17 protein-coding genes and 1 tRNA gene are annotated in these 23,423 nt (G+C 34.4%); 7 read left to right on the top strand and 11 right to left on the bottom strand.

Annotated elements, in window-relative coordinates:
- Window positions 1-21 precede the first annotated feature (21 nt).
- The 7 genes from ABI657_RS11740 to ABI657_RS11710 all read right to left on the bottom strand — a co-directional run bounded on the left by ABI657_RS11740 (window position 22) and on the right by ABI657_RS11710 (window position 6,945).
- A complete protein-coding gene (locus tag ABI657_RS11740; RefSeq protein ID WP_348097450.1) occupies window positions 22-423 on the bottom strand; it encodes a hypothetical protein in 402 nt (133 codons plus the stop codon).
- Window positions 424-716: 293 nt separating this feature from the next.
- A complete protein-coding gene (locus ABI657_RS11735; protein ID WP_348097449.1) occupies window positions 717-2,816 on the bottom strand; it encodes a peptidylprolyl isomerase in 2,100 nt (699 codons plus the stop codon).
- A gap of 110 nt (window positions 2,817-2,926) precedes the next feature.
- Entirely contained in the window at window positions 2,927-4,186 is a 1,260-nt protein-coding gene (locus tag ABI657_RS11730) for a hemolysin family protein (RefSeq protein WP_348097448.1), read from the bottom strand.
- 2 nt (window positions 4,187-4,188) lie between these two features.
- The gene (locus tag ABI657_RS11725) at window positions 4,189-4,380 is read right to left on the bottom strand and encodes a hypothetical protein (RefSeq protein WP_348097447.1); all 192 of its coding nucleotides are present in this window, start codon (window positions 4,378-4,380) and stop codon (window positions 4,189-4,191) included.
- Window positions 4,381-4,390: 10 nt separating this feature from the next.
- Window positions 4,391-4,945 carry an LPS export ABC transporter periplasmic protein LptC gene (gene lptC, locus ABI657_RS11720; RefSeq protein ID WP_348097446.1) on the bottom strand — a complete coding sequence of 185 codons (555 nt, stop codon included), beginning with the start codon at window positions 4,943-4,945 and terminating at the stop codon, window positions 4,391-4,393.
- Between the two features lie 49 nt (window positions 4,946-4,994).
- A complete protein-coding gene (locus ABI657_RS11715; protein ID WP_348097445.1) occupies window positions 4,995-6,218 on the bottom strand; it encodes a hypothetical protein in 1,224 nt (407 codons plus the stop codon).
- Window positions 6,211-6,945, bottom strand: coding sequence for a type III pantothenate kinase (locus tag ABI657_RS11710; protein ID WP_348097444.1), 735 nt, complete (start codon window positions 6,943-6,945; stop codon window positions 6,211-6,213). Before ABI657_RS11710 ends, ABI657_RS11715 begins: the two co-directional genes overlap by 8 nt.
- 141 nt (window positions 6,946-7,086) lie before the next feature.
- Between ABI657_RS11710 and ABI657_RS11705 the strand changes: the two genes are divergently transcribed.
- From ABI657_RS11705 to ABI657_RS11695, 3 genes are all read left to right on the top strand, one after another.
- Window positions 7,087-7,159 (top strand) — tRNA-Phe (locus tag ABI657_RS11705).
- Between the two features lie 210 nt (window positions 7,160-7,369).
- Window positions 7,370-8,866 carry an MFS transporter gene (locus ABI657_RS11700; RefSeq protein WP_348097443.1) on the top strand — a complete coding sequence of 499 codons (1,497 nt, stop codon included), beginning with the start codon at window positions 7,370-7,372 and terminating at the stop codon, window positions 8,864-8,866.
- An 11-nt stretch (window positions 8,867-8,877) separates the two neighbouring features.
- A complete protein-coding gene (locus ABI657_RS11695) occupies window positions 8,878-9,102 on the top strand; it encodes a DUF6814 family protein (protein WP_348097442.1) in 225 nt (74 codons plus the stop codon).
- An 87-nt stretch (window positions 9,103-9,189) separates the two neighbouring features.
- Here ABI657_RS11695 and ABI657_RS11690 read toward each other — a convergent pair whose 3' ends face one another.
- From ABI657_RS11690 to ABI657_RS11675, 4 genes are all read right to left on the bottom strand, one after another.
- Entirely contained in the window at window positions 9,190-12,075 is a 2,886-nt protein-coding gene (locus ABI657_RS11690) for an alpha-amylase family glycosyl hydrolase (protein WP_348097441.1), read from the bottom strand.
- Window positions 12,076-12,149: 74 nt separating this feature from the next.
- Window positions 12,150-12,959: a SusE domain-containing protein gene (locus ABI657_RS11685; protein ID WP_348097440.1), complete on the bottom strand. Its 810-nt coding sequence runs from the start codon at window positions 12,957-12,959 to the stop codon at window positions 12,150-12,152.
- Between the two features lie 12 nt (window positions 12,960-12,971).
- A complete protein-coding gene (locus tag ABI657_RS11680) occupies window positions 12,972-14,540 on the bottom strand; it encodes a RagB/SusD family nutrient uptake outer membrane protein (protein WP_348097439.1) in 1,569 nt (522 codons plus the stop codon).
- Window positions 14,541-14,557: 17 nt separating this feature from the next.
- A complete protein-coding gene (locus ABI657_RS11675) occupies window positions 14,558-17,617 on the bottom strand; it encodes a SusC/RagA family TonB-linked outer membrane protein (RefSeq protein WP_348097438.1) in 3,060 nt (1,019 codons plus the stop codon).
- Window positions 17,618-17,855: 238 nt separating this feature from the next.
- On the opposite strand from ABI657_RS11675, the gene ABI657_RS11670 reads away from it, so the two are divergent.
- From ABI657_RS11670 to ABI657_RS11655, 4 genes are all read left to right on the top strand, one after another.
- Window positions 17,856-18,887 (top strand): LacI family DNA-binding transcriptional regulator, encoded by a 1,032-nt coding sequence (locus tag ABI657_RS11670; RefSeq protein ID WP_348097437.1) that lies wholly within the window; start codon window positions 17,856-17,858, stop codon window positions 18,885-18,887.
- A gap of 179 nt (window positions 18,888-19,066) precedes the next feature.
- On the top strand, window positions 19,067-20,422 hold the full coding sequence (locus ABI657_RS11665) for an MFS transporter (RefSeq protein ID WP_348097436.1): 1,356 nt from the start codon (window positions 19,067-19,069) through the stop codon (window positions 20,420-20,422).
- A gap of 15 nt (window positions 20,423-20,437) precedes the next feature.
- Window positions 20,438-21,091 (top strand): beta-phosphoglucomutase, encoded by a 654-nt coding sequence (gene pgmB / locus ABI657_RS11660; RefSeq protein WP_348097460.1) that lies wholly within the window; start codon window positions 20,438-20,440, stop codon window positions 21,089-21,091.
- A 197-nt stretch (window positions 21,092-21,288) separates the two neighbouring features.
- Window positions 21,289-23,423: family 65 glycosyl hydrolase domain-containing protein (locus ABI657_RS11655; RefSeq protein WP_348097435.1), on the top strand; the 2,135-nt coding region annotated here is incomplete at its 3' end.

The following is a 23,423-nucleotide window of genomic DNA, read 5'->3' as shown; positions in this document are numbered from 1 at the left end:
TTGTCCTGAACAAGCTAATTACTAATTTGCTTTGTTTCCTTTAATAACTTTTGTTTCAAGGTGACGAACCTTCTGAGTTTCTTGTTCATTTGATTCTATAAGGGTGTTATGCAACCGTTCAGCCATTTTTTCTATACTGTTGGTAATAGAATCATAAACTAATTCCATTCTTCGATGTTTTTCTTCTTTTACAGCTTTTAAAACATCTTCAACAAAAACCTTATCGTATTTTTCAGCAACAGAATCACGGGTATTAGTCAGCCTGATAACATAATCGTTACTTAATATGGTAACTTTAAAATGCTGTTCTTCATTGCTTAGGTAATATTTACCACCTAATTCATCAACATTGATGTCAGTGGTGCTAACCTTCAAAAGTTCCGTTATTATTCCATAAATATGATTTTCAATTTTGGAATACACTTTGGGCTTTTTTCTGAAAAAACTAAACATTAAACGCCTGATTATTAAAGTATTTTTTCCTCATTCCTCTCAATTTTTAATATTTTCTTTTAATATTTTCATGATTAAATTTACTTTCTATAAATAAAATTCGGACAAATTAACAGTAATATTTTGAATATCCCAAACTTTTTAATCATATTCTATCATCTACATATAACTAAAGAAGAATATGATGCCTTAAAAAAAAAGAAAAACCCGAAACATTCATTTAAATGTTTCGGGTTTCTTATAAATTTATTTTAATTACTAAGTTAGTAGTTAAATTGTAATCTGTTATCTTCAATTTTAGCATTGTTCTTCAATGCTGGTAAAATTCTGCTGGCATCGGATGCACTTTGAGCTTTTACCTTAGCAACGTATTCTGCATGATTTGCAAGAGCCGGAGCTTTTACTGTATTGATGTTTTTTACAACATACACACCTGTATTTCCTTCAATTGGAGCAGAAACTTTATTTGCAGCTAATGCGAATGCATTACCGACAACTTTAGGCTCTTGTCCAACTCCACCAGGTAAAACCGGGTTATCTAAAGTCACATTTGTAGCTTGTTGTACTTTTACTCCTGCATTTTTTGCAATAGCATCAAGATTAGAACCTGTCAATTTGGCTTTTAATATTTCAGCTTTTTTAAGGTTTTTCAGGATTGGCTCAACATAAGGTCTTGCGAGTGTAACAGAAATCAAACCTGATTTGTTTTCACTTTTGTATTGTGCAATAACGTGACCAACATTCGCAATTTCAAAACGTTTTACATCGCCTTCGTTAGTTTCTTTGTCAAAAGCCCATCTTACAATTGAACGTTGGTTTTGTAATGGCCCTAAAGACTCATCCATAGCTTTTACAGTTACAGGAGGTGCCACTTTTAGGCCAAGCTGTTTTGCAGTAGCATTGAAATCTTTCTCCCCAGCCTCCATTTCAAATTTAGTTGCCAGTGTAAATATTTTATCAGAAGTAGCTTCAGAAGGCTCAATTTTTTGAGCAATTGTCGCCAAACGGATTCCGTCTTGTTTATCAGTAACTTTTATAATGTGAAAACCAAAAGGAGTTTCAACCAAACCAACTTTTCCAACCGGGTTATTAAATACAAAATCATTAAATGGCTTTACCATTTGATTAGGCCCAAAATACCCTAAATCGCCACCTTGCTGTGCAGAGGAATCATCAGATGATGTAAAAGCCAACATCATGAAACTATCCGGATTAGCATTGACCTGAGCTAAAATTTCTTCGGCTTTTGCTTTTGCATCTTCTTTTGTTCTTTTTTCTTTTGCATTAGGCGTTTGAGAACCTTCATAAGCAATCAAAATATGACTTGCTTTTGCATTAACCCCAGATTTAAATCCTAAAGATTTCGAAATAGCATAATATCTTCCAAATACATAGGGGCCATAGATTTGACCAGGAGCTAAACTAAATAATTTATCAGCATCAACTGCAGGCAATGAATTTTTAGCGATGTAGGTTGAATCGTAAGGAACATCAGAATTAGAGTTTACAAATTCTGCGATATTAGTTGTATTTCTAAAACCTTGCAATGTATCATTTTTACCTGTTTTTGCATTATACTCCACTCTTCCATTTAATAAGGAAGTAATTTTAGTTTTTATATCCCCTTCATCTTCTTTTGAAGGCTTGTCTTCAACCAAAACATACTGGATTTCACGAGTTGCATCTGCTTTAAATTTTTTCTCGTTTTTCTTCATATAATCAATAATCTCAGAATCTGAAATCTTCACTTCACTATCTTTAATAGAAGAATATAAGGCACCCACATAAGCAAAATTTACTTTGTTGGTTTCCATTTCATATTTCAGTTTCCCTTCACTTGCAGTAGTGTAAAGACCTGATTTTACTAATGTGTTATAAATTTGAAATTTTGCATTTAATGCTGCTTCTTTTTCTTTTTCAGTAATAAACTGAGCAGCTTCAGGATTTGCCCTGAAATACTCTTTAAATTTAGCAATATCAAACATACCAGCTGCATTTAAGAACATTGGATTTTTACCAATATTTGGATCCGTTTTTAAAACTTCCAAAAGATGTTTTTCACCCACTCTTAATCCTAGTTTGTCAAATTGAGCAGTTAATAAGGCAATCGAAACTTCCTGATCCCATACTTTGTTTGCAGCTTGAGTGGAAGTAATTCCCTGACCGCTTTTTTCGACATTACTAACCTTAACCCGAAAATCTTCAAATGAAATATCCTTTCCGTCAATACTACCTACATCCTTTGAACTTTCACCAAATGTTCCTCTTGTAAATAGATCTTGTATTATAAATGCAAATAATGCAAGTGCAATAACTCCTATTAATAAAGCGGAACGCTGTCTAATTTTTGCTAAAACTGCCATTTCTATTGTTGTTAATTTTTATATTCAGTTTGCGAAAATACAATTATCTGGTTAATAACAACACAACTACTCTTTAATTTTGCGCAATTTTTTTAATTATAGAAAAAAAATCATTCTTTTATCAGCATTTTCACTAAATCAATTTTTTTGTTTGAGCATTCCTCTATTAAAAAATGAAAATTCCCAACTATTATTTTTTCGCCTTTTTGGGGTATATCCTTCGTAAAATCAACTATAAAACCTCCTAAAGTGCCATATGAATCCTCTTCAGGAATTTCTAATTTATACGTTTCATTTAAATAGGCAACATCTAACCTGGCTGAAAAAAGATATTCATTTTCTGCTAATTGCTGTTCAATTAATTCTTCGTCCAAATCATGTTCATCTTCAATTTCACCAAAAAGCTCTTCTACAATATCCTCAATTGTAATTATACCCGAGGTTCCGCCATACTCATCCAATACTACTGCTATATTTTTTCGCTTTTTTATAAGTAATCCCAAAGCGTCTTTTATTAAAATCGTCTCAGGCACAAACTCAACCGCCATTAAAACTGATTTTATCGTTTTAGGTTTTTTAAACAAATCAAAAGAGTGCACATATCCTACAATATCATCCAGCGAATTTTGGCTTACAACAATTTTGGAATACCCTATTTCTATAAACAACGCTTTAAGATCAGCAATGTTATCGAATAAATCTATTGCTACAATTTCTGTTCTTGGAGTCATAATATCGCGTGCCTTTACACCCGAAAATTCCAAAGCGTTCTGAAAAATCTGAATTTCAGAGTCAACTTCTTCATTTTCTTCCACAGAACTCATTTGTTCAATAATATAATTTCCGAGTTCAATTTTACTAAAATACAATTGCACTTCATCACCATCTATTTTAAAAAATTTCTTTAAAATAAAATCCGAAATCCAGATAAAAAAAGTAGAAATATGGTAGAATAGCCGGTAAAAAAAATACGCTGGAATTGCAAAAACCCTGATCAGTGAATTGGCATAGATTTGAAAAAAAAATTTTGGGAAAAATTCAGCAGTTGCTACAACTATAAATGCAGAAATTAATGTTTGAATAATGACGTTTGTAAAATCAGAAAATTGATATCCTAAACCAACAATCCATTTTAACACCAGATCACCCATAAAAAAACCGTAAATTACCAGTGTCACGTTATTGCCAATGAGCATTGCTGCAATAAACTTTGAAGGCTTTTCGGTAAGTCGTGTAAGTATTCCGGATATGAAATTATCTTGTTTTTTTTCAATTTCAAGATAAATTTTGTTGGAAGAAACAAAGGCAATTTCCATTCCTGAAAAAAAGGCTGATAGTATTAAACAAAGTATTATAATACTAATTTCCATTTTTACTGTTTTTTATTGTCATCAAATTTTTTGGCAAATTTCCTTCTGAAGAAAAACATAAAAATTGCCATTACTGCAATTGCAAAACTAAGCCAGAACGAATCGCTCCCTGCATTTAGTTTAGTTATTCCGTCATAAATAAAGTAAACTGCAAACAGTAAATAAACGTATTGTGTGTATTTTAAGTAACCCATTGTGTATGTTTTATTCGTCGGCTTCTATTTCACCGGTTATTCGTTGTGAATTTATTATCTTGAAATCCTTACTGAAATCGATTCCCTGACCATTCGAAACCCCTTTTGCATCAGTAAGTTTGAATTTTCTTTCTGTATAAAACCACTCATTTCTCTGGTCGAAGTATAATTGCTCCGTTTCAAGCATCTGTCCGGTTTCTGATGTTATTTTTACTTTGCCCTGCAAATCTATTATTCCAGTTTGCTTATAAGATACCGCATAATTAGATTTTATAAAGGTACGTTTTTGTTTTTTATCGTATAAGGTAACATCTATTCCTTTAGGAAATTCCGTAAAAGGGAATTCAACATTAGAATAATCCAACATTTTTCGGCTTTTGAGAACTCCTGTAATACGTCCGGAATCTGTATACTTAATGTTAACAGTATCTGCATCACTGGCTGGAATAAATTCTGAAAAATTAATTTTCTGAATTTCTTTAAAATTACTTTCACATCCAAAAAACAGTGTCACAGCAAAAACTGTGACAACGGTTATAATAGTATGATTTTTTGGTAAATTCATTTGCCAAATGTAGTAAATTGTATTGAGCTTAAAAACACAAGCTGATCCCTTAGTTGAATTTGCTTTTTACAAACCATTTATCATTAAAAGAAAAGCCAAGGCTAAAGTTCAAATAATTTTCCTGAATTAAATTAGACGATACTGTACCCTTTTTTCCGAATTCAATTCCAAAATTAACATTTGAAAAAGACCCTGTAATTGGAAATCCGGCTCCGACAGACATTCCAATGTCTTTTATTGACTCATTATTAATTACCAGTCCGGTTTTTTCATATTTCAATCCGGCCCTGTAAGTGATTCTGCTAAAGTAACTGGCAAAAGAAGTATAGTTGGGAATATAATAACCTCCAACCGCATATTTTGCATAGCTTTCATATTGCACATTTTCATTTGTGTTGTAATTATTATTAAAATCACCACTACCCTGAAAAGCCACTGTCGTTCCTATTAACCATTTTCTTGCTTCACCTACACCTGCACCAATTGTTAATCTATTAGGCAATTTTAAATTTCTGACATCTGATGGAAAAACTGTCTGATCTGCATCTACTTGTATTGTTGTTTGGCTGTCTGATTTTAATGTACTGCCAAAAGTATAATTCAGACTCGTATATAAATTTAGTTTTTCCTTAATTTTGGACTGATACATTGTTCCAATATTAAAATTAACACCCGAAAGTCTGGAAGTATTAGTTTCGCTGGTACTTGAAGCAACGCCGGAAATAGCCTCCAGGCTGGTTGTTTCAATTTTTCCAAAATTATATTGAATGTCAGCACCAATATTCCAGTTTGGCTTTAATTTGTATCCCAAACCAAGAAAAACTTTATTTACTCCACCTTTACCTTCAAATTGGCTGCTTGTAGCTCCCGGGGTTGCACTATTATCATTTCTAATTTTATAACCTACCGAAGAAACCGGGATTAATCCGAAACCGGCACCAAATTTTCCCATTGGTATGCCTAAAAGTAAATAATCAAAAGTTGATCTAGAAGTTTTTGCTGTCTGTGTATCTGTCTTTAGTTTAGATGTGCCATAAGTTCCTCCAATAGTAAAAGTTGTTTGTTTCAGATTGGCATAACTCGAAGGGTTTTCGACATTCATATGTATACTATCCTGTTCAATCGAAACTCCTCCCATAGATCTGTTTTCAATAGTTCCTTTAAACTTCATATCGCCAATTCCATAAAATGAATAAGGTGAAGCAGTACCTTGCTGGGCAAATGAAACGAACGAGATAAGCAAACATGCGCTTATTATAATTTTTTTAATCATTGTCGATTTTATATTGAAATGTTTGGTTCAAACTCTCGAGTAAGAAATTTGAATTGGCAAATATGGTATTTTTTAATCGTTTAGCCAAAAAATCTGCATCGCCGCCCGTTAAAATTATTATAAAATTTGTAAAATTTGCCCGATATTCATCTATGAATCCGTCAATTTCATAGACTAATCCATTCACTACCCCTGAGTGTATTGCCTCTGCAGTAGAATTTCCTATATATGACTCCGGTATTTCGAGGGTCAGCAAAGGCAGTCTGGCTGTATAATTATGTAGTGATTCATAGCGCAATCGCATTCCTGGAGAAATGGCTCCTCCCAAATAATTATCAAATTCGTCGATAAAATCGCAGGTTATACAAGTTCCTGCATCAATAACTAATCTGTTTTGTTTCGGATATTGTAAAGTTGCACCGGCAGCCAAAACCATTCTGTCAATTCCTAAAGTTTTTGGTGTAGCATATTTATTAATAAAAGGAAAAGGAAAATCATGCGTGAGAAAATGAATTTTAAGCTTGTTTTGGAAAGCCATAAAAGAATGTTTTTCGACATCTCCGACTGATGCCACGACTAAATCTGAGCAATTTTGAAATTTTTTTAAAATATTTTCAATTTTTTTTTCGACTTCTTTTTTATCAAAAACAAAATTTTCCAAAACAGTATTGCCCTCAAAGACAGCTGCTTTAATTCGAGTATTACCAACATCAACTGTAACAACCATATTTTTTTATTTACCAATGCGAAGGTACGAATTGATTTTTTTTAAAAAATGTTTTGGATAAACTAAAAATCATTCTATATTTGCACCCGCAAACACGTTCACCATACTATGAAAATAGAAACAAAGTGAATTAATTAGCACGGTACCTTAGCTCAGATGGTAGAGCAATGGACTGAAAATCCATGTGTCCCTGGTTCGATCCCTGGAGGTACCACAAAGCCCACTCAATATGAGTGGGCTTTTTGTTTTTACTATCTCCTCAAAACTTAGGATTGACCCCTAAACTTCTTCTTACTCAAAAGTGTAAAATAAACAATTAATGTGCTTTTGTTAAAAAAGTATCAGCCAAATAAATAAATATCTTTTATATTCGTAAAATATTTTTTAATTATTTATTTATTATCAATTATATTATTTGCTTTCTATGAGTAATACATCAACCAAAGGCATTTGGAAAGTCATTTCTGCCTCCTCAATGGGAACTATGATTGAATGGTATGACTTCTATATTTTTGGAAGTCTGGCCGTTGTGATTTCAACTAAATTCTTTCCCTCCGACAATCCAACAGCTGCCTTTTTATCAACTTTGGCCACTTTTGCCGCCGGATTTGTGGTTCGTCCTTTTGGTGCCCTATTCTTCGGAAGATTAGGAGATATTATTGGGCGTAAATATACTTTTATGGCTACCTTATTATTAATGGGTGGTTCTACTTTTTTAATTGGATGTATTCCCAGTTATGAAACTATTGGTTTTATGGCACCGCTATTGGTTTTAATCTTACGTTTATTACAAGGTCTTGCGCTTGGTGGAGAATATGGAGGAGCAGCTACGTATGTTGCCGAACATGCGCCGGTAGGACAACGCGGATACTGGACATCCTGGATTCAGACGACCGCGACTGTTGGTTTATTTATTTCGCTTATGGTCATTCTGGCTACCAAAAACATCCTTTCTGCAGAAGATTTTGATAGTTGGGGATGGCGTGTTCCATTTTGGGTTTCTATTGTTATGGTAGGTGTTTCTTACCTGATCAGAAAAAACATGGACGAGTCTCCTGAATTTGCAAAAGCAAAAAAAGAGGGAACCACCAGTACCAATCCATTAAAAGAAAGTTTTGGAAACCGATATAACTTAAAATTCGTATTACTTGCGTTATTTGGAGCTACAATGGGTCAGGGAGTGGTTTGGTACACCGGGCAATTTTATGCCATGAGTTTCATGAAAACCGTAATGAGTATTGACTCCTCACAGGTTGATAGTTTACTGGGAATTGCGCTTTTAATTGGAACCCCATTTTTTATTCTGTTTGGGTGGCTCAGTGATAAAATTGGCCGTAAATATATTATGATGGGCGGAATGTTACTCGCTATTTTGCTCTACAGACCGATTTACAAAGCAATGTATACAACAACAGACATCAGTCTTAAAACTGAAATTACAGAAAAAACAAAAACTGCAGTTGAATTAAATGCTGTCAAAGATTCTGTTTATACAACTCATAAAGAATTTACTGACGGAACAGTTTCAATTGAAAAAAAGACTCATTTTGCCACTAAAAAAGAAGCTCAGGTAAGCACTTCTATTACAATCAATTCACACGATAAATGGATTTTGGTTTTCCTTGTATTTGTTCAGGTTTTGTTTGTTACAATGGTCTATGGGCCAATTGCAGCTTTTTTAGTTGAAATGTTTCCGGTAAAAATCAGATATACATCAATGTCATTGCCATATCATGTTGGAAACGGGATTTTTGGAGGTCTGCTTCCTGCTATTTCCACTTATTTTGTAACTCATTCAAAAGCCGCAGGAAAACAGGACTTTTACCTGGATGGGCTTTGGTATCCTATCGTAATTGCTTCGGTCTGTTTTGTAATAGGAATGATTTACATCGATAATAAAAATAAAAATACTCACCTCTAATCTGCTGAAAAATGAATCTAATAAAAAAAGTCTTAGGAATTGTTTGGATTGTATTGGCAATTGCGGCAGCTTATTTTTGTGTTTTTGAATTTGGCCTTCCAAAATTTTCATCAGGACAACAGGAGGATTTAGTATTTGGAATCATCATTCTTTTTATCCTGACTCCATTAATTGTTTTAGGATTGGGGACATTTGGATATTTTGCTTTAATGGGAGAATATGATAAAGAGAAATAAAAAATATAATATTTAAACAAAAGGGCTGTCTATTTAAGACAGCCCTTTTACATTACAAACCAACCAAATATTCAAATCTGCAAAAATCTATTTTTTAATAAATTTCAAAACTTGAATTTTGTCATTATTGTCAAAAGCTTTTATTACATATAAGCCTGTTTTTAAATCGCTCACACCAAACTGATAATCCGTATTTCTATTTGCCATAAAACTTTTCACTAATTGTCCGGAAATAGAATAAACCTCAACTTTAATCACTGGAATATTTAAGGTGAAATAATTAGAAACAGGATTAGGATATAAACTCACTGCATTCCCTTTTTCAAAATCAGCAATAGCCAAATTTGCCTGTTTATTTCCATAAATGCGATATTCGCCTGGTCCCAGATTTATTGTTGCATTAACATCAGTAACATTTATTGTAGTATTGTCCATTAAATTATACCACGCTCCAGGATAGGAAAAACCTGTTGCTACATTTTGAGCAGTTACATTAAAATTGGCCAGAATCAATACATCCTTAAGTTGACTGGCAGCTAAATTTGCGTTTGTAATTTTAATATTTGGATACAAATTACTCACATCGGCAATTGAAACCGTTCCTGAAAAAACCGGCTCAGTTATTTTCATTGTAATCATTTTTGACCAATCATTATAAATCTGGCTTCGGGCAGAATTTCCCAGCCAATTTCCTGTCCATTGCGGCTGTGGTTTAGTATCTAATTTACAGTCTCCTGAAATTGTAGCCGAAGCATCATTTACTGTACCATTGTTACAGGTGAAAATAGAGGAATCCCATCCTAATTCACCAAAGTGCCAAATCATTTTTGGACCCGGAACTAATAATGAAACTGCGCCAATCGCCGACATTCTTGATAATGCGGTATTTAATGTTTTTACATCATGAGATGGGTTTGCAGAGCTTCCATATTGGATATTTTTATACATCAATCGTTCTTCGTCATGACTTTCAGCATAACCCATCAAACGATTGGTCGTAAAATTTCGACTTGAACTCGTCATTCTCGAAATATTACCCGTATATCCCATCGACAACTCATTGTATGCGTTATTCAAATTACCCCACATCATGATTCCTTTGCTTGGGGATTCGGTAATTTTATAATTTGCCCATTGCTGCTCTTCCAAATCAGTACCTAAGTGTTCGAAAATAGTGTAATGTGTCGGATCTAATGCCCAAGAATAATCAGCATATGATTTTAAAACATCAACCCTGTCCTGTTGAAAATTTCCTGTACAGGGTTCTTGTCCGCCTGCAACATTAGAAGGGCAATTTTGAGTAAATCCTTTAGTTAAATCCCAACGCAGGCCATCAATTTTATACTCTTCAACCCATTGTTTGATTACTCGTTTAACATAATTCTGAGTTTTAAGCGACTGATGATTAAAATCTTCACCAACATTATAACTATGCATAGCCACTGTATTAAAATAAGGGTTTTCGGTAGTTGGCGATCCAAAACCGTCTCCGTCAGGATCGTTCATCCACATTCTTACCATCGGATTTCTTCCAAAAGCATGATTTAGAGCAACATCAAGAATAACTGCTATTCCGTTTTGGTGGCATAGATCGATTAATTCTTTTAGTTTATCCGAACTTCCGTAAAATTTATCCAAAGCCATATGAAAAGAAGTGTTATAACCCCAGCTTTCATTGCCTTCAAACTCCATCACGGGCATTAACTCGATAGCATTTATTTTGAGATTTTTAAAATAATCGATTCTTTCAATTAAACTTTGGTAGTTTCTGTTGGCATCAAAATCACGAACCAAAACTTCATACACTACTAATTTGTCTTTTTCAGGTTTTGTAAAGTTTGTTGCCTGCCAGCTGTATGGAGTTTGCCCTGTTTTTAAAACGGTTACTTCAAATTGCTGTCCGGATGGATAAACCGGCATATTAGGATAATTTATTGCCGGAATAGAACTATCATCATAAGGGGATAAAACTAAGGTAGAATATGGATCAGCTGTTTTGACCAATGAAGGTGAATTGGCTAAAGGCGTTGCATCCACAACCCAATATTGATAGGTATTGTTAACTCCAGAAACCAATCCTGTTAACTCGAACCAGAATTTTCCTGAAACCGGATCTTTTTTCATGGCATACGCCGATGAAGGCTGCCAGTTATTAAAACTTCCTGCAACATACACAAAGTCTTTTAATGGTGCGTCCAGAACCAAAGTTGCCTTAGTTACATCATTCGTATTATAATTAATTCCATCAACCAAGCCAACAGGCATTGCTTCTGAAACCGTATTTGGACTAACGACAACCGAAAACTTTTTAGAGATTGTTGCCGCTCCTTGTGTTACCAATAATTCATAAGTTTGATTTGTTGTGATATTGGTATGATTAAATGAATAACCTGCTGTTGCAGGATTAGAATTTATGACAGACCCATTTGATTTTAAAACATAAGCGGCTGTACCATTTGTGTTCGTTGCGGAAATATTGAAATTGGAGCCTGATATTAGAATCGTTGTACTGTTTTCTACAGGAGAAGTAAGCGTTACCTGAAAAGTTCCTACTTCGACTAAAATATCCTGTGATTTTTTATCGCCCGTTCCGTCTTTTGCTTTAACCAAAAAACCAATTCTACCAATTCCGGTGGCATTGTAATATGTTGTTGGTGTTATAGTTTTGGTGTACGTATCGGTTCCTGCATTGTATGTAAAAGCGCTCCCAGCACTGGAAGCAGACCAGTCACCATTATTTGGTGTTCCTTTTGGAGTAGTATCATTGGTATCTAAAGCCCAAGCCCATAAATACAGTTCGTGAGTTGCGGCAATTCCCCATGTGGTTTCATTGATACTGTTACCGTTTATCGTTATTGTTACAGCATTGTCCTCCTCAAAAGTAGCAGGACTTACTGAATAAGTTACGTTTTGCTGTTGTGGAAAAATTAACGATGAAAATAAAAGCAATATTAATTGTAAAAGTTTTTTCATAATGTGGTTGATTGATTAGTTTTATTAAAAAAGGCTACCTTATAGATAGCCTTTTTAATATTTTAAACTAAAAATTAGTCTAGTGTAATAGTTTTTGCAACATTATCAATTTTTAAAATTCTCGATCCTGTTGGTCCGGTATATTTAAAATTGGCATCTCCATCACCGGCATTTACTAATTCTGAATCAATAGTAAATCCTAATCCAGTGTAGTACGTATAATTGTGACTTGCATCCCAGTTACCATCATTGGTAAAATTATTCCCTAAAAACTCCCTGAATGCTTCCCCGTTTTTAAGAACGACAACTACTTCATAAATATTTGTTTTACCAGCGACCAATGGAAATTCAGTTTCATCATCTGCATTCCATGACCATCCTCCGGGAGTAGCAGCACCTACTAACCAGTGAGATGTAGCTAACGGAATATTATAAGGAGTCGCTTTAATTGTATTGGCGCTGGAATACTGGGCAACACCTGATGTCCCTACAAAAGATTTAATACGGATATCAACATCATTTACCTCTTTTTTTACAAAGCCACCGTTTACTAATGCTGAATTTAATTCAGAAACTTTCAAACTTTTAGAAAGCTCTGTTGTGGTAGCTACTGCAATAGGTATTGCAAAGTTTGTTCCTGATTTTGCAATTTCAATAGTATAATTTACTACTGTCTGAGTACCTTCATATTGGGCAGCATCCCAGGTTACCACAGTTGCAACATCATTTTCAGTGCTTTTTGAAAGAACAACACTAAAGCCTGTTGCAGGAGTCAATACTTTTGCAGTTGCCGAGGGCGTTACAATTATTTGATCATCCGGATTACAGGAAACTATTGTCGCAAACAACATTGAAAATATGCTTAGTTTTACTATATTTTTCATGTTTTTCTTAATTTAAGATTGAGGATACCCCGGATTTTGGGATAAATTTGAATTTGACTGTAATGCACTTGTTGGAATTGGATATAAATTGTAAGTATCAGGAATTGAAGTCCCATCTTTTACCCCACCTTTCCAGGGCCATAAATATGATCCTCCGGTAAATTTCCCGAAACGGATCAAATCCTGTCTTCTGTGACCTTCAAGATTCAATTCTCGTGCTCTTTCATCCAAAAGAAAATTCAATGTAAGCTGTCCGGCTGAAATAGCTCCTGCGTTTGATCTGTTTCTCACAGCATTAACATAATCTAATGCTGTTTGAGCAGTACCTCCAGAAGCTCCTCTTACAACACATTCAGCATACATTAGATAAGCATCTGCCAATCTAAATAAAGGAAAATCTGTATTAGAAAAACTTGTTGAATTAGAAGTTCCAACAAAGTTTTTATTTCTGAATTTCACACTAGGATAACCATCTGTCCATGTTTTGTAGTCATTCATTTCATAGGAATGTCCTGTAGTCCAGAACAATTTTGCTCTGTCATCTGTAGAACCGGCCAGATCTCCATTGTTAAATAATCCGTACCATGCTTTTGTTGCTCTGTGTCCGCCCCAGTTATCCGTAGCCCCAAAATCATTTGGATTCATTGTCTCTGTACTTAGATTTCCATTTACAATGTAGGTTGTATTACCATAACCCTGACTTACAACAGCATCAGCAATTAAGGTATAAATAATTTCAGGTGAAGTATTATTGTCTCCGGAAAATACACTTACGAATTTTGGAGCAATCGTATATCCACCTTCGTCAATTACTTTTTTTGTATACGTTAATGCGTCATCATATCTTGGCGTACCGGAATATACTTCAGCATTTAAATATAATTTTGCCAATAACATTCTAACTACATTTTTATCTGCTTTACCATATGATTTGGTTGCAGTGATAGTTCCTTCGATATCCTTCAGTTCAGATTCAACAAATTCGAAAAGTTCTTTTCTTGTTGATTCTTTTTTAGGTGTCGATGTATTAATATCATCTTCAGTGGTGATAACACCTTTTCCAAAACAGTCAATCACATAATAATAAGCCAATGCTCTTAAGAAACGCAATTCTGCAATATGATTTTCTTTCTCCGGAACAGCAACTGAAGTCGTTCTCAAAATTTTAATCAAATTACTCGCCTGAGGAATTGTATAATAAGCTCTATCATACAAATACCTGAAAAATTTGTTGTTTGGGGTCCAGTTACTTGTTGTCGTTAACTGGTCCAGACCATCATCTCCCCAACGGTTTTTCATACCATCGGCAGAGAACTCCTGCAAGTTGATGATACTTCTTAAAAAAGCAGCTTCACCTGCATCTTTTGTAACAACATCTGTCGAGGCTGGTCCGTCTGGTCCTGAAAGAGCAAAAGTTCCATATATTTTAGAAACTAAACCGTCTACCGCATTTGGATCCTGCTCTAAAAGCTTGTCCAGAGTCAATTCTACTTTTGGTTCTGTATTCAGGTCATCAACGCAGGAAGCGAATAAGAAAAGAACAAAAGCAGCTCCTATTATTTTAAATTTAAATTGATTCATTTTTATATATTTTTTTATTAAAAGTCTAAATTCAGACCAAAACTGAAAGTTCTTGATCTTGGATAGAAATTATTATCAATTCCATTAAAGTTCTCCGGATCTACACCAGTGTAATCTGTCACAATAAATAAGTTATTTGCAGCAGCATATAATCTTAAAACCGCACCTTTTAATACAGTATCAAAATTATAACCAATGGTAATATTCTGGCAACGTAAGAAACTTGCATCTTCTAAATAATAATTAGAAAAAGGAATGTTTCCATTTACATTCTGAAAAACGTAATCAGTATCTACAACGTTAGTTAAATTGGTAGAGTTAACCGGAATAGCTTTATCCAAATATCCTGACTGCAGTTTTCTGGCATTATAAACTTTTCCACCAATCTGACCATTAAAGGTTGTGCTTAAGTCTAATTTTTTATAAGAAGCCGTCAATCCAAAACCGTATGTCCAATTTGGTCTTAATGCTACGTAACTTCTGTCATTATCATCTATTGCACCATCTCCGTTTTTATCAACAAAAGCATTTTCAACAGGCCTGTTACTTGAGTCATAAATTTGCTCAAAAACCCAGGCAGAATAAGGTTGTTCACCAACAGTATTATATGCTATTTTTTGACCTGTTCCATTTGGAATAGTAGAGGCATTATCTACATTGGTAGTTCTGTTATTCAAATCGGTAATTTTACCTATGTTGTATGCGATATTACCATTTACAGACAAATTGAAATCATTACTGCTTATAAGCTTTACATTCAGGTTTCCTTCGATACCTTTGTTTTCCATCTCACCAGCATTTGAGATAAATTCGTTTGTTAATGCCTGTCCCGGAGGAGCAGAAACTACAGAAAGTAAATCAGTTGTATACTTTTGATACGCATCAATAGTACCTGAAACAATACTATTTTCAAATAATTCAAAATCAACTCCTATGTTGTAAGTAGTTGTTTTTTCCCAAGTTAAATCCTCATTAAAAGGTTTTGCAAAATAACCAGTTACTCCCGGAATATAAGTACTTGAGGCACTTGTAGAACCAAACAAAGCACTATACGGATAAGAACCTGCAACACCAGTAATGTCCTGCTGCCCTGTTATACCGTACCCTAATCTTACTTTTAATTCTTTAAATGTTCTTGAATCCTGTAAAAAAGATTCGTCATTAATTCTCCAGGCAAAACCTGCTGCAGGAAAATAACCCCATCTTTTGTCTTCTTTAAATAAAGACGACCCGTCTGTTCTTAAAGTTAATGTAAATAAATATTTATTTACCAAATCAAAATTTACTCTTCCAAAAAACGATTGAAGATTTCTCGCATTATAATATCTATTATTTGGAACAGTAGGTGGCGTTATTTCTCTTAATCCATTAATAGTGCTGTATCTGAAAATTTCTTTATTACCATCTGTAACAAAGTTTTGATAGGAATAACCTGCCTGAGCATCAACTCTAGTTACAAATCCATTTAAATTTTTATTGTATGCTAAATAAGCATCTAATGTTTTATTTGTTACCGTTTGATTTTCAGCATAATTTAACCCTGGATTAAAAACATAAGTTGGAGGTGTTGTGGGAGCAGAATTGTCTAACTGATAAGTCTGAATTGAGTTATCTGTGTAAACTTCTTCAATTTTTGTTTTAGACGCTTCAATACCTACATTGGCAACTGCTCTTAAAGCTTCCATAAAAGGCATTTTATAATCCAGTTCAATGTTTCCTAATAATTTCTGAACTTCTTCCGGACGTGATCTTTGATTTAAAATAGCCAAAGGATTTTGCTGTCCGCTTAAAGAGTTATTGGTATTAAGTAATTGATAATATCCTCCAAATCTATTAGTGGCACTATTGTCAAAGGCCGGTTTTGTAGGATCCATTCCCAAAGCATTCCCAATAACGGCATCACCGTCTATAGCATTCTTTTTAACCGAAATTCCTTTAGCATTTACATCAATTTTTAAATGATTATCTAAAAGAACCGGTGACAGTTTAATAGAAGCTGAATATCTTTCCAATTCATTTGTTCTTACAACACCTTCATTTTTTGCATAACCAAGAGAAGCTCTGAACGGAATTCTTCCGAAAAGGTTGGCTCTTGCACTAAAATTATTGTCGGAAGAAATAGATTCTCTGTAAATTAAATCCTGCCAGTTGGTATCTGATACAATCCTTCCTTCTATTTGAGGAGTTCCTGCAATATCAGTTGCCCCCGAACCATCAGGAATTCCCAACAAATTAGTATAAGTTGGATGATATTTTTGCATGAAAGCTGTAAATTCAGTGCCGCTTAGCATATCAACAGGATTGTTGACTTTTCCAATAGTAACATTAGATGAAAAGTTGAATTTCGGAGCGCCTGAAACTCCTTTTTTAGTGGTAATAATGATAACACCGTTTGATGCTCTTGATCCGTAAATAGCAGTTGCCGAAGCATCTTTTAAAATTGCAAACGTATCAATATCATTAGGGTTTATCAAGGTTAAAGGATTTGAAATACCTGCCGGATTCGTATTATCAATTGGCACGCCATCAATAATAATTAACGGACTGTTATTGCCTGATAATGAGCTTCCACCTCTAATTCTGATATTCGGATTAGAATCCGGCGCTCCACCATCAGTAGTAATTCTGACACCTGCAGCTCTACCAACCAAAAGCTGATCTGCAGAACCTACCGGACCTTTATTAAGCTGAGCGGCTGACAAAACAGTTACAGCACCTGTTGCGTCCTTTTTCCTAACAGTTCCGTAACCTACCTGCACTACTACTTCCTTAAGAACATTAGTGTCTTCTTCTAATAAAATGTTTACTGTTTTTTGACCGTTATAGTCAATGGTAGCGGTCTTGTATCCAATAAAAGAAACGATAATTTTGTTTCCGCTTTTTACATTAGACAACTGAAAATTACCGTCAAAACCTGTCGATGCGCCACCTGGTGCACCTTGTACATTTATGTTTACTCCCGGGATTGGTTGTCCTGTCGCTTTATCGACAACTGTACCATTTAAAGTGCTTTGAGCGAGCACAGCAAATGGTAACAGCAGGAATAAAAATAACAACTTTTTCGAAATTGTTTTCATACTTTTTGTTTAAATTAGTTTGAGTGTTTGATTGTTAGTTTAAGTTTTTAATTTTACTTCGAATTTCAAAATTATGAATTAATTAACATGCTCGACGCGTGACTCTTTTTATTGGTTTACGAAAACGTGGTAGTGTTGACAACTTTATATTTTATGTCGGTTTTTTAAGGATAAAATTATGATTTTACAAAATTAAGCATACCTTTATTATTAATAACATTTTTTCCAAATTAGCATTATGAAACGAAAAGTGACACTGAAACAGATTGCAAAGGAGTTGGATGTGTCTATTTCAACTGTCTCAAAATCATTGCGAAACAGCTCTGAAATTGGCGAAGAAACCAGGTTAAAAGTGCAGGCATTTGCCAAGTTTTATAATTACAAACCCAACAACATTGCCCTTAGTCTAAAAAACCGAAAAACCAAAAGCATTGGTATTATCATTCCGGAAATTGTACATTATTTTTTCTCTACCGTAATTGACGGAATTGAACAGGTTGCTAATGAAAATGGATATAGTGTTGTCATTTGTCTATCCGGTGATTCATTTGATAAGGAAGTACTAAATATGGAAATGTTAGCCAACGGAAGTATCGATGGTTTTATCATGTCGCTTTCCAAAGAAACCCAGTTTAAAGGTGATTTTCATCATATTACGGAAGTGATCAATCAGGGAATGCCAGTTGTAATGTTTGATCGTGTAACCAACGATATTTTGTGCGATAAAGTAATCATTGATGACAAAGCTGCTGCCTACGAAGCTGTGCAAAGTTTAATTGATAATGGAAGAAAAAAAATAGCGTTAGTAACAACTGTTGATTATGTAAGCGTTGGGAAATTGAGAACAGATGGTTATGAAAAAGCACTTTTAGACAATGGACTGCCTTTTAATGAAGATCTGATCATTAAAATTGAAGATGTGGATACCTGCGAAATTACCATTAGTCAGCTTTTGCATGACAGGGCTTTTGATGCTGTTTTTGCCGTAAATGAACTTTTTGCCGTAACTATAATCAAAACGGCCAATAAAATGGGTTTAAAAATTCCAAAGGATTTAGCCGTAATTGCTTTTACTGACGGAATTATCTCTAAATACTCTTCTCCAAGTATTACAACGGTAAGCCAAAGCGGAAAAAAAATGGGCAATAAAGCGGCTAAAATGCTTATTGAAAGGCTTGAAGCAGAACATGATGATGAGGAAGAAGAAAATGAAAATTACACCACCGAAGTAATAGAAACGCATCTTATAAAAAGAGAATCTACTGACTAATTTTCTTAAAATCAACACATTCTAAAGCCATAAATACTATTTATGGCTTTTTTGTTAGTATATATAAAAAAATAATTAATACTTTTACGCCTGCTCAAAGCTTTTACTTTTACTTCGAACCATAAGTAAGTTTTGATAAGCAAAGCGCTTATCGTCTAATTAATTCTTTAATTACGATAATGGAAAAGCGTAAATTACGTTTCTGGGAAATTTGGAACATGAGTTTCGGTTTCTTAGGAATACAAATGGGATTCGCACTTCAGAATGCAAATGCCAGCAGAATTCTTCAAATTTTTGGTGCCAACGTACATGAATTATCATGGTTTTGGATTATTGCTCCCCTTATGGGATTGATAGTGCAGCCTATTATTGGTCATTACAGCGATAAAACCTGGGGACGGTTTGGAAGACGAAAACCCTTTTTCCTCGTAGGCGCTATTTTAGCTTCGGTTGGATTAATTTTAATGCCTCAGGCCAATATTTTCATCTCTGTTTTACCCGCTTTATGGGTTGGAGCCGGAATGTTAATGATTATGGATGCTTCTTTCAACATTGCCATGGAGCCTTTTCGCGCTCTCGTTGGTGATAATTTAAGAACAGATCAGCGTACTGCAGGCTTTAGTATCCAAACTTCATTAATTGGTTTCGGAGCAGTTATCGGTTCGGCTTTGCCTTATGTGTTGACGAACTATTTTCACATTTCAAATAATGCCGCTCCCGGAAGTATTCCTTTAAATCTCAAATTATCATTTATAATTGGAGCAGCGGTTTTAATTGGATCAATTTTAGTGACACTTTTTACAACTAAAGAATATTCTCCTGAAGAATTATCCAATTTTGAAGATCCTCAAAGTGAAAGAGATATTCCATCAGAAGAAAAATCAAAACTGACAGACATTTTTACAGATTTTGCAAAAATGCCAACCACAATGCGCCAGCTTAGCTGGGTGCAATTTTTCTCCTGGTTCGGATTATTTGGTATGTGGGTTTTTACAACTCCTGCAATCGCACATCATATCTACGGATTGCCTTTAAGCGACACTTCAAGTCAGCAATATCAGGATGCCGGAGATTGGGTTGGAATTCTTTTTGGTGTTTATAACTTAGTTTCTGCTATTATCGCACTGTTTTTTCTCCCGTATATCGCAAAAAAAATTGGACGAAAATCAACTCATGCACTATCATTAATTATTGGAGGAATCGGATTAATATCGATTTACTTTATGCCAAATGAAGACTGGGTTGTACTTCCGATGGTATTAGTTGGAGTAGCCTGGGCTAGCATTTTAGCTATGCCATATGCCATTCTTGCCGGATCAATTGCCCCTAAAAAGATGGGAGTTTATATGGGTATTTTCAACTTCTTTGTTGTTATTCCACAAATTGTCAATGCTCTTATTGGAGGTCCAATTGTAAAATATCTTTACAATGGAGAAGCAATTTATGCTTTAATTACAAGCGGAGTAAGTTTTTTAATTGCCGCTGCTTTAGTGTACAAAGTAAAAGATGTAGACGACACTATTCAAAAATCATAAAATAAGAATTCCCCTATAATGAAAAAAGCATTTATTTTCGACCTTGACGGTGTCATTGTCGATACCGCAAAATATCATTTTTTAGCCTGGCAGAAAATCGCTCAGGCATTACATATTAATTTCACACACGAACATAACGAACTACTAAAAGGTGTAAGTCGCATACGTTCGTTAGATATAATTCTTGAATTAGGAAATGTTGAGGCTTCGCAGGAAGATAAGGATAAATGGCTTATTCAAAAAAACGAAGATTACTTATCTTATTTAGTTGACATGGATGAAAGCGAGATTCTTCCAGGGGTTTTTAAAATCCTGCAACTATTAAAAGATAAAAACCAGGGAATTGCATTGGGTTCTGCCAGTAAAAATGCAAGACCAATTTTAGAAAAAACAGGGATTCTTTCGTATTTCGATGTTATTGTTGACGGAAATGACGTTACCAATGCCAAACCGGATCCTGAAGTGTTCCTAAAAGCGGCTCAATTACTAAATATTGATCCAAAAAATGCAATCGTATTTGAAGATTCCGTTGCAGGAATTCAGGCAGCAAACATAGCAGGAATGGTAAGTGTAGGAATCGGCGAGGAAACAATTTTGCATGAAGCCCAATATATTTTTAAAGATTTTACCGAAATAAGCTCAGCGTTTATTGAGAAGTTAATCAATTAGAAAATGTGCCAATTAGATAATTAGAAAATGACTAATTATTTAATAAAAAAAAATCATTACAAATCATCTAATCAACAAACAGTAAAAACAATCAGCAATTAACAAGATAAAGTCAAATTAGAAACATCAACCAAATAATTATCAAATTGACACATTTTCTAATTATCTAATTGCCCAATCATCTAATTAAAGAAAAAATGAATCAGGATTATATAAAACCAGACAACTGGTCCATCATAGAAGAAGGGTTTGATGCCGAAAGCGTAAAGGCATCCGAAAGTCTTTTCAGCCTTGGAAACGGAGCTATGGGACAACGCGCCAATTTTGAAGAAACCTACACCGGCGAGACTTTTCAGGGAAGTTATATTGCAGGAATTTATTATCCTGACAAAACCAAAGTAGGATGGTGGAAAAACGGCTATCCAAAATATTTTGCCAAAGTATTAAACGCTCCCAACTGGATCGGAATCAATATTGAAATCAACGAAGAAAATCTAGACCTTAACAAATGTACTGAGATAAGTAACTTTCGCAGGGAATTGAATATGAAAGAAGGCTGGTACAATCGTTCTTTTCAAGCGACATTGAAAAACGGAACTGAAATCGCCGTAAATATTCGTCGTTTTCTTTCTTTGGATTTGGATGAAACCGGAATTATAAAATATGAAATTACACCTTTAAACAAAGATGCTAAAATTGTTTACAAACCCTATATTGATGCTGGCGTAACGAATGAAGATGCCAACTGGGAAGAAAAATTCTGGGAACCGCTTGAAGTAAAAAAATCAAATAGTGATGCTTTTGTAACCGCGCAAACTTTTAAAACGCATTTTAAAGTTACGACTTTCATGCACAATACGATTTTTGCAAACGGCGAAAATGTGAATATTTCACCGTCAACAATTGATTCAACTACTGATAAAGTTCAGTTTACTTATGGAACTATTATCGCAAAAGGACAAACCTCATCTATTCAGAAAATTGGTGGTTATACCGTTTCTTTAAATCATGAAAATACTTTGGCTGCAGCCGAAAAAGTAATCAAATCTGCCGTTAATTTAGGTTATGACGCTTTACTTCAAAATCAAATTGATGCCTGGACAAAAATCTGGGAAATGTCAGACATTACGATTGAAGGAGATGTAAAAGCACAACAGGGAATTCGTTTCAATATCTTCCAGTTAAATCAAACCTATTCCGGAAAATACAGCCGACTGAACATTGGTCCAAAAGGTTTTACGGGAGAAAAATACGGCGGATCAACTTATTGGGATACAGAAGCTTATTGTATTCCGTTTTACATGGCGACCAAAGATCAGCAGGTAGCAAGAAACTTATTGACATACCGTTTTAATCAATTGGATAAAGCGATTGAAAATGCCAAAGATAATTTAGGTTTCAAAAACGGAGCAGCACTTTACCCAATGGTAACCATGAATGGTGAAGAATGCCATAACGAATGGGAAATCACCCACGAAGAAATCCACAGAAACGGAGCAATTGCTTTTGCGATTTTCAATTATTACCGCTATACCGGAGATTACTCTTATATTCCTGAAAAAGGATTAGAAGTCTTAATCGGAATTGCACGTTTCTGGCATCAGAGAGCTTCTTTCTCTAAAGACAAAAATCAATATGTGATTTTGGGTGTTACAGGTCCAAATGAATATGAAAATAACATTAATAATAATTTCTACACCAATTATATTGCAAAATGGTGTATCGATTATGCTTCGGAACAAATCAAAAAAACAGCTTCAGAATATCCATCAGACCATAAACGTATTATAGAAAAAGTGAATCTTTCTGCTAATGAGATTCAGGAATGGAAAAAAGTGGCCGATAATATGTATTTCCCAAAATCGGAGCAATTAGGGATTTATTTACAGCAAGACGGATTTTTAGACAAAGATTTAGTTCCTGTAAAAGATTTAGACAAATCGCAACGCCCAATCAATCAAAAATGGTCCTGGGATCGTGTTTTACGTTCTCCATACATTAAACAAGCCGATGTTTTACAATGTTTTTATTTCTTTGAAGATCATTTTTCGAAAGAAGAATTAAAACGAAATTTCGAATTTTACGAATCCTTTACGGTTCATGAAAGTTCTCTTTCGCCTTGCGTACACTCGATTCAGGCTGCAGTCTTAGACAAAATGGATATGGCATATACGTTCTATTTAAGAACTTCCCGCCTGGATTTAGATGATTATAATAAAGAAGTGGAAGAAGGTTGTCACATTACATCAATGGCAGGAACCTGGATGAGTATTGTAGAAGGTTTTGGCGGAATGCGTGTTAAAAATGACCAGCTTCATTTTTCTCCAAAAAT

The sequence above is a fragment of the Flavobacterium sp. genome (assembly GCF_039930565.1).
Classification (GTDB): domain Bacteria; phylum Bacteroidota; class Bacteroidia; order Flavobacteriales; family Flavobacteriaceae; genus Flavobacterium.
Note: the sequence above shows the minus strand (reverse complement) of the source record. Positions and strands in the feature narration are given on the sequence as shown.